Here is a 1602-nt window from a genome sequence, read left to right as displayed (position 1 = left end):
CGAGCCGCTGCTGGCCGGCGTGCGCATCGGCGTGGCGCGCGATGGCGCCTTCGCCTTTCTCTACCAGGCCAACCTCGATCTGCTGCGCGAGCTGGGCGCCGAACTCGAATTCTTCTCGCCGCTGGCGGGCGACGGCCTGCCGCAGGTGGACAGCCTCTACCTGCCCGGCGGTTATCCCGAATTGCATCTGGCCCAGCTGCAAGGCAACCAGGCCATGGCCGCGGCGATTCGCGCCCATCACCAGGCCGGCAAGCCGATCCTCGCCGAGTGCGGCGGCATGCTCTATCTGCTCGACGAGCTGGCCGACAAGCAGGGCGTCAGCGGCCGCATGCTCGGCCTGCTGGCCGGCCGCGCGGCGCTGCAACCACGATTGACCGCCCTGGCCCTGCAGCAGGTGACGTTGCCGGAAGGCGAGCTGCGTGGCCACAGCTACCACCATTCGCGCCTGGACAGCCCGCTGGCGCCGCTGGCCCTGGGCCGTTGCCCGAACGGCAAGGCGGTGGCCGAGGCGGTCTATCGCCTGGGCCGGCTGACGGCCAGCTATATCCACTTCTACCTGCCGTCCAATCCCCTGGCGGCGGCGGCGCTGTTGCGTCCATGAGCGAGCAGGCCTTCAGCGCCGCTGAGCGCGCCGCGGTCTATCGCGCCATCGCCGAGCGCCGCGACATGCGTCATTTCAGCGGCGGCGAGGTGCCGGCCGAGGTGCTGGCACGCCTGCTGGAGGCGGCGCACCGCGCACCCAGCGTCGGCCTGATGCAGCCCTGGCGCTTTCTGCGTATCAGCGACCCGCAATTGCGCGAAGCCGCCTACGCGCTGGTGGAGGCCGAGCGGGTGCGCACCGCCGAGGCGCTGGGCGAACGCTCCGATGAATTCATGCGGCTCAAGGTCGAGGGCATTCGCGAGTGCGCCGAGCTGCTGGCGGTGGCGCTGATGGACGGGCGCCAAAAGCATGTCTTCGGCCGCCGCACCCTGCCGGAAATGGATATGGCGTCGGTGGCCTGCGCCATTCAGAATCTCTGGCTGGCCGCCCGCGCCGAGGGCCTGGGCCTGGGCTGGGTGTCGCTGTTCGAGCCCGAGGCGTTGGCCGCGCTGCTGGGCATGCCGGCCGGCAGCAAGCCGGTGGCGCTGCTCTGCCTGGGGCCGGTCGCGGCCTTCTATGACCAGCCGATGCTGGTGGAAGAGGGCTGGGCCAGGCCGCGGCCGCTCGCCGAGCTGCTGTTCGAGAATCGATGGGGAGAACGCGTTGACTGACCTATCCACTGGCAACGGGCGGTGGCGATGAGCCTGGCGCTCAGCACCCTGGCCGGGGTGGCGCTGGACGCCGCGCTCGGCGAGCCGAAGCAGGGCCACCCGCTGGTGGCCTTCGGGCGCCTGGCGAATCGTTTGGAGCAGCGCTTCAACCCCGCCGGCGGCGGCTGGCGCAGCCATGGGGTGAGCGCCTGGTGCCTGGCGGTGCTGCCGCTGACCCTGCTGACCTGGCTGCTGGCCCAGGTCTCGGCCTTCGGCTGGGCGGTGGAGATCGCTGCGCTGTACTTCGCCCTCGGTCTGCGCAGCCTCGGCGAGCACGCGCGGCCGGTGGCGCAGGCGCTGCGCCTGGGCGAT

The 1602-nt window shown here is 71.5% G+C and carries 2 protein-coding genes and 1 pseudogene; all 3 read left to right on the top strand.

Features of this window, described 5'->3' with window-relative positions:
• Positions 1–601 (top strand): annotated as a pseudogene (locus tag N878_RS19930) (cobyrinate a,c-diamide synthase); the annotation flags it as partial.
• A complete protein-coding gene (bluB, locus tag N878_RS19925) occupies positions 598–1251 on the top strand; it encodes a 5,6-dimethylbenzimidazole synthase (protein WP_021445312.1) in 654 nt (217 codons plus the stop codon). The pseudogene N878_RS19930 and the gene bluB, both read left to right, overlap by 4 nt.
• Positions 1252–1278: 27 nt before the next feature.
• Positions 1279–1602, top strand: a 324-nt coding sequence (locus tag N878_RS19920) for a cobalamin biosynthesis protein (RefSeq protein WP_021445311.1), incomplete at its 3' end; no start/stop codon positions are given.

The organism is Pseudomonas sp. EGD-AK9 (assembly GCF_000465935.2).
Classification (GTDB): Bacteria; Pseudomonadota; Gammaproteobacteria; order Pseudomonadales; family Pseudomonadaceae; genus Aquipseudomonas.
Note: the sequence above shows the minus strand (reverse complement) of the source record. Positions and strands in the feature narration are given on the sequence as shown.